5 protein-coding genes are annotated in these 6,669 nt (G+C 52.2%); all 5 read left to right on the forward strand.

The features are described from left to right. The first annotated feature begins 246 nt into the window (after window positions 1–246). The 5 genes from HMPREF2760_RS05005 to HMPREF2760_RS05025 are packed head-to-tail and all read left to right on the forward strand — an operon-like array spanning window position 247 to window position 6,591. Entirely contained in the window at window positions 247–882 is a 636-nt protein-coding gene (locus HMPREF2760_RS05005) for an MptD family putative ECF transporter S component (protein WP_012714931.1), read from the forward strand. 50 nt (window positions 883–932) lie between these two features. Continuing rightward, window positions 933–1,604 carry an energy-coupling factor transporter transmembrane component T family protein gene (locus HMPREF2760_RS05010; RefSeq protein ID WP_232748473.1) on the forward strand — a complete coding sequence of 224 codons (672 nt, stop codon included), beginning with the start codon at window positions 933–935 and terminating at the stop codon, window positions 1,602–1,604. Beyond that, a complete protein-coding gene (locus HMPREF2760_RS05015) occupies window positions 1,601–3,070 on the forward strand; it encodes an ABC transporter ATP-binding protein (RefSeq protein WP_012714930.1) in 1,470 nt (489 codons plus the stop codon). Before HMPREF2760_RS05010 ends, HMPREF2760_RS05015 begins: the two co-directional genes overlap by 4 nt. Window positions 3,071–3,077: 7 nt before the next feature. Continuing rightward, window positions 3,078–4,826, forward strand: a complete 1,749-nt coding sequence (locus tag HMPREF2760_RS05020) for an ABC transporter ATP-binding protein (RefSeq protein ID WP_070529421.1) — start codon at window positions 3,078–3,080, stop codon at window positions 4,824–4,826. Beyond that, on the forward strand, window positions 4,819–6,591 hold the full coding sequence (locus HMPREF2760_RS05025; protein WP_029158873.1) for an ABC transporter ATP-binding protein: 1,773 nt from the start codon (window positions 4,819–4,821) through the stop codon (window positions 6,589–6,591). The genes HMPREF2760_RS05020 and HMPREF2760_RS05025 overlap by 8 nt, the downstream gene beginning before the upstream one ends. The last annotated feature ends 78 nt before the right edge of the window (window positions 6,592–6,669 follow it).

Below are 6,669 nucleotides of genomic sequence, written 5' to 3' on the forward strand. Positions count from 1 at the left end.
AAATAGGGTGTCCACTAAACGAGGGTAACCTCAGTAGTTTGCCTCCCCATCGCAGGGTTGTCTTGCCGTTGGTGCCGATTTTGTCGGTACTTAGTCGGTAGTCGTGGTCTGGTTTGATGTCTACTTATCTGCATTCACCCCCATTAAGGGTGAATCTTCAGATCAAAACTTGAAATGTTTTATAAACAGTATTACCTAACTTAGGTAAGCCTTACCTTTCCTGCTGTTCATAAATCGAGGTTTACTATGACCCAACAGTCCTCTACGCCCGCACGGAGTGCAAGCTCATCCAGTGGGTCGACGGCACGTTTAAACACCAGAGATCTCATCAACGCTGGCATCTTTGCTGCACTTTACTTTGTAATCACCTTTGTAAGCGGAATGATTGGATTCGCAGGACCACAATTCATGTTTATTGGATGGTTCATCGCGGCAATCGCAAACGGAATCGTGCTAGCGCTTTATGCCGCCCGCACGCCCAAAATGGGTGCTTTCACCCTCGTCGGTGGTATTAACGGACTAGCATTCATGCTCACCGGACACTACTTCTGGACCCTGCTGGGAAGCATAATTCTAGGGTTTATCGCGGATTTGATTATTACAAAAAGCCACCTCAGTATTGCCAAATCCTTCCCTATTGCCTACAGCGTCTTCTGTGTCTGGATTTCTATGCCTTTTATCCCGCTAATTCTGGATACGGACTCCTACTACGTCGATATCGCAGACCAAATGGGTCAAGAATATGCCGATGCCATGTCGGATATCTTCCAGCCATGGACCATTGGAGTACTGGCCATTTGTGCGCTCATCGTCGGCTTTATCGGAGGAAAGGTCGGAGTTCGCGTCAGCCGCAAACACTTTGAAAGCGCTGGTCTCCTGTGAGCCTGCCAAAACAGGGCGTGCTTCATCGATCTTCGATCGATCCACGGACCGTGCTGCTTTCTGTTCTAGTAATCAATGCGGTAGCTCTCAGCCACGGCCACCTACCGACACTGCTGATTTCTATCGCTTTCAGCTCCATCGCACTAGCTACAGTAAAGCCACACTATGGTCTTATTTGCCTGTTCGCTTTTGCATTATCCTATCTAGGGTACTGGGGCCTATTACAGCTTCCTGGCTCCACATTTTTCGCTTTTTCAGCGGCAATTTTTTCGTGGCTAAGCCGTTTTGTCATCAGCATGTCCATCGGCACATTCGGCTTGCTCACTCTCACACCATCCACGTTGACCTCAGCACTGCGGGACCTGCGTTTACCAGGCTGGGCCACCATTCCACCGGCGGTATTCCTGCGCGTTTTGCCGATCATCGTGGCAGAAGCCAAAGCCATCCGCGATGCCATGGTCCTTCGGGGTCTCCAGCCTGGAGTAAAAAGCTGGATCACACAGCCCACACAATCGTCCGCGATGTTGATCATCCCCTTATTAGGTGCCGTCGTCCGCGCTGGTGATGAGCTCGCTGCCTCTGCTCTTGTCCGGGGATTGGGAGGACCCGCACGCCCAACCACCACCGCCGATCTTTCCTTCAAGCTTGTCGATGCAACTGCACTAGCTGGGTTGGGCCTCGTTGTTGCCTCTGTCTGGCTTCCCACGGAGGTCCACTTATGAACGAACGCAGTATCGCAACCAGTGTAGACGCCCACAACGTTTCTTTTACATATCCATTGGGAGCTCGGCCAGGTATTCAAGGTGTATCTGATGTGTCTTTTTCTGTCTCTCCAGGACAGTGTCTACTGATTACCGGTGATTCCGGATCGGGAAAGTCCACGGTACTCAAGTTGATCAACGGACTCATCCCCCATTTCAATCCAGGAGAGCTACTAGGCACCATCACTATTATAAAGGATGACCAGGCTTTTACCCCTGCGGAAGAACCGCTGTCCCGAGCCATCGAGTTCAGCGCCTCAGTATTCCAGAATCCAAGGACACAATTTTTCACTGAAAGCGTCAATGCAGAATTGGCCTTCGGGCTAGAAAACCTTGGTGTAGATCCCAAAGAAATTGAGTCGAGGATTCAATCAGCGGTCGAGCTACTAGGCATTAACGATCTTCGGGGCCGGCGATTCAAAGAATTATCCGGTGGGCAGTTACAAACCGTGGCATGCGCATGCGCGCTTGTGTCCCCGGGCAGTCTCGTGCTTCTCGATGAACCCACGTCCAATCTCTCTATGGAAAGCATCGATATTCTTGCACGCGTGCTACACCGCTTGAAGGAATTAGGCACAACGATCATTATCGCTGATCACCGTCTCTTTTTCTTAAAAGATATCGCTGACCAAGTTATTTACTTGACTCAGGGAAAAATAACGCGGAGTTTCCGCGCTCAGGAGTTTTATGCCTTAGACGAACCCGAACGCAAACAATTGGGGCTACGCAGCTTACACCATGTTCCCCTGCCCGCGAGCGTGCCGGTACCACCCACGCTCGAAAACGCCGATCCCCAGCGGAGCGGACTCGAGCTAAGCAACATCTGTTTTTCTTATGGCGCACATGAGGTATTAAACATTGACCACGCATTTTTCCCCAGCGGCGAAGTCACCGCCTTAATCGGGCCCAACGGCGCTGGAAAAACCACCCTCGCCAGGATCATTTGTGGTCTTGCTTCTCCCAAACGCGGCGGTAGTCTCCGTTTGAACAGCAAACGAGTAGGAGCGGCTGCCCGCAGACGTGCCGCGTACATGGTGATGCAAGATGTTGGCCGCCAATTATTCGCAGCCACCACCGAAGAAGAAGTCACGCTCGGACTGGCAAAGAAGAAGCGGGACCACATCGATGTCAATGAGATTCTCCATCGCCTCGATCTGGCAGGAATGGCCCAACGGCATCCGCAGTCTCTGTCCGGTGGGCAACGGCAACGCTTAGCCATAGCTTCAGCCCAAGCCGAGCAAGCAGCGATCTACATCTTCGATGAACCTACCTCTGGCGTGGGCTGGCGCCAACTGCAATCCATCTCTGCGCTACTTCGATCTCTTGCAGCAAGCGGAGCAGTGGTCATCGTCATCACCCATGACCACGAATTCATCCAAGAATCAGTCACCAGAATCATCGATATGACTGACATCAACAAGAATTGAGAAAGAAATGTCTGAACTAAAACAAAGTTCCACAGAATCAAGCAGAACCCACGCACCAGAATCACACGGTGCGTCACCGGAAGAAGAGGCTCGCGCAAAACTAAAAGCCGGCCAGGTCGCTCTAAAAAAACTACTGGCCCCAGTGCAAACAACCATCTACTTCGCACAGTTTCTCGCGCTTATATCCTCGGTACTCGCCGTAGCACCCTACGTCGCGTTGGTGGCACTGGGAAATGCTCTAATCGACGGCAATACTGATGACGTCGCGTCCATTGTGAAATGGCTACTTGCTGCATTTTTGGGCCAGCTATTCTTCTATTTCCTTGCCCTTGCAATCACCCACTTCGCTGATGCAAAGTTGGTGGGGATTAACCGGCGCCGAATTATTACCGCTATTGCGAAAGCACCACTCTCGTGGTTTAGCCAGACTAATTCCGGCAAAGTCCGCAAAGCCGTCGAGGACGATACGTTAACTCTGCACACCCTGACAGCCCATGCTCCTGTAGAGAAGGTCGCCGCGATCTTTACGCCCCTCGCGCTTCTGGTTTATGCCTTTATCTTGGATTGGCGCCTTGGTCTACTTTCTATTGCCACTGTGCCCATTTTCCTAGCAATCCAAGCATATTCAATGAAAGATATGGGCACAAAAACTGCGGAAATGGATAATTATCTGGGTGAGGTCTCTGCGACTGCGGTGGAGTTCTCCGAAGGTATTTCCGTCGTCAAGGCTTTCGGCACCGTTGGCAAAGCCCACGCTCGATATCGCGAAGCTGCCCAAAAATTCGCGGAATTCTATTACGAGTGGGTACGTCCGCTTCTGCGTGTTTCCGCAATCTCAGAGTCTGTGGTGGCGGTTCCTGTCCTCATCCTTATCAATCTAGGAGTCGGTTCCCTGCTGATAGCTGGTGGCTATGTCACGGTCGCTGAAGTCATCGCAACAACGTTAATTGCGCTGGTGCTCCCGGGCACGATTCAAACCGTCGGCCAAATGATGTGGTCTTACCAGCTCGCTGGCAATGCGGCGTTGCGCCTTGATGAAGTCATGACAATTTCCCATGTGAAAGAAGGCCAAAAGAGCCTCGACGCCAATAGTCAAGACATGGAGGTGGAGTTCCATAAGGTCAGCTTTAGCTACGCCCCAGACACACCAGTCCTCCAAGACTTTTCTGCGCAACTAAATGCAGGCACTGTCACGGCATTGATTGGCCCCTCCGGGTCTGGCAAATCCACAGCAGCAACGATGTTGGCGCGTTTCCAGGATCCAGATTCGGGCACAATCACTATCAACAACGTGGATATCCGTGATCTCACTTTCGACAGTTTGTACCGCACTGTGGCTTTCGTCTTACAAGATCCTCACTTACTGCGTATGAGTATTCGGGAAAACATTCGCCTTGCACGCCCAGAAGCCCGCGATGAAGAGATCTGGCAAGCCGCAGAGGCTGCGCACATAGCTGCTGATATTCGCGCTTTACCGGCTGGGCTCGACACCGTTGTTGGTGAGGACACCTCTTTATCCGGTGGACAACAGCAACGCATTTCTATTGCCCGGGCAATCATTACCAATGCCCCAATCTTGATCCTGGATGAAGCTACTGCGGCAACTGATCCTGACTGCGAAGCAGAAATTCAAGCAGCTCTAGCCACACTCGTCAGAGGCAAGACCGTCTTAGTCATCGCCCACAAGCCGGAGTCCATCCAAGGAGCAGACCAAATAATCTGCCTCAAGCCTATGAAGGATAATTCTCATGTCTAATGCCACTACGCCTGTTAGTTCGCGTCTTCGTGATCCGCTACTCACTCGCAGTGTCAAAAAGCTGCAAAGTCCTGTAGGCCATAAGCTCAATAAAAGGTATGCTTGTCTATCGCTTATCGTTGGCGTGCTTGATGGCCTCGCCGTTCTCACGCTCGTGCCACTTACAAAGGCACTCGATGGGGATACGACGATCGCACCATGGATGTGGACGCTTTTGGCAATTGCGCTCGTAGCTTTTGCGCTACGATTTTTCGCAACCATGGCCTCTTACCACACGGCCTTGGATTTCATCCGAGCCGCGCACACGACTGTGGGCGATAAATTAGCAACGCTACCGCTCGGCTGGTTCGTACCGGCTAATACCGGCGGCCTATCTCGCCTCGTTTCAGATCGCTTTATGGTGGCGGCCGAGACCATTGCGCATATTCAAGGAACGATATACCGCGATAGCGCGGCACTTGTCACCTTGTTAGTAGGAGCGTGTTTCTGGAACCCGAAGCTGGGCTTGGTCCTTCTTATCATCGCACCATTGGCGCTCGTGGTGATGCAGTTGGCTGCATGGATTCGTGAGAAAGCATCGAACCGCGCACTGGGGCCGAGTAAAGAGCTCTCCCAGCGCATCGTAGAATTTGCTAACCGTCAACCAGCCCTGCGCGCGGCAGGACAATCACAAGTTTTTGCGCCACTAGAGCAAGCGCTAGAAATCGACCATAAAGCACGAATACGCGAGCTATGGGTATCCACATTAGCTTTGCTACTCAACGGCATAGTAGTGCAGATCTTCATTGTGGCTCTCATTATGGTCTCCGCGGATCTTGCCGTTGAAGGCGCCCTATCGCCACTAGAAACAATTGCGATCATCGGAATCAGCTTGAGGTTTACCCGCACGCTTGAGCAGCTGGGTTCTTCTTTCGTCGGTTTAGATGCCGGCCGTATCGCGCTCACAGAAACTGAGCTCATCACCGATGCCCCTTCCCTACCGGAACCCACTACTCCGCGCCCAGGCGATGGTTCGGGAAGTGTAGAGCTGCGTAATGTCACGTTTGGATACGGCGATAAACCAGTATTGGTAGATATCGCTTTCCATGCTCGACCAGGCACCGTTACCGCCATTGTCGGTCCTTCTGGCTCCGGAAAGACCACAATTGCGCGCCTTATTTCGCGATTCTGGGATGTAGATTCCGGGGCGGTGATGGTTGACGGCGTAGATATCCGCGAGCTTGGAACCGAACAGTTAATGTCCAGACTGTCCATGGTTTTTCAGGATGTCTACCTCTTCGACGACTCGTTAATCGCTAATATCCGCGTTGGTCGTCCCGACGCCTCCGATGAGGAAGTCTTCCGCGCAGCTGATCTTTCAGGCGTGACTTCTATTGCCAACCGCCTAGGGTGGCATACTCCTGTTGGTGAAGGCGGTCGGCTTCTATCCGGTGGTGAACGCCAGCGCGTATCTGTAGCTCGCGCGCTTCTCAAGCAAGCGCCGATTGTACTCTTTGATGAGGCTACCTCCGCGCTCGATGCAGAAAATGAGGCAAACATTCTTGCTGCGATGGACGAGCTACGGGAGCAATCTACTTTTATTGTCATCGCCCATAAGCTGGATACAATCAAATCTGCTGATCAAATCGTAGTCTTGGATGAACACGGGCAAGTCAGCCAGCTGGGCACGCATTCTGAGCTTTCCGATGTCCCCGGTATCTACCGTCACTTCTGGCAGCAACGCAAAGCAGCACGCGGGTGGAAAATCAGTTCGGGACGCGATTAACGCGGGCACCGAGATCGGCGTTGTTTGCGGGGGCACCCTTCTCCCCCATTACGTTGTTGGCAGTTCCGCTTGAAGGAA

Source organism: Corynebacterium sp. HMSC065D07, from assembly GCF_001810695.1.
Lineage (GTDB): Bacteria > Actinomycetota > Actinomycetes > Mycobacteriales > Mycobacteriaceae > Corynebacterium > Corynebacterium hesseae.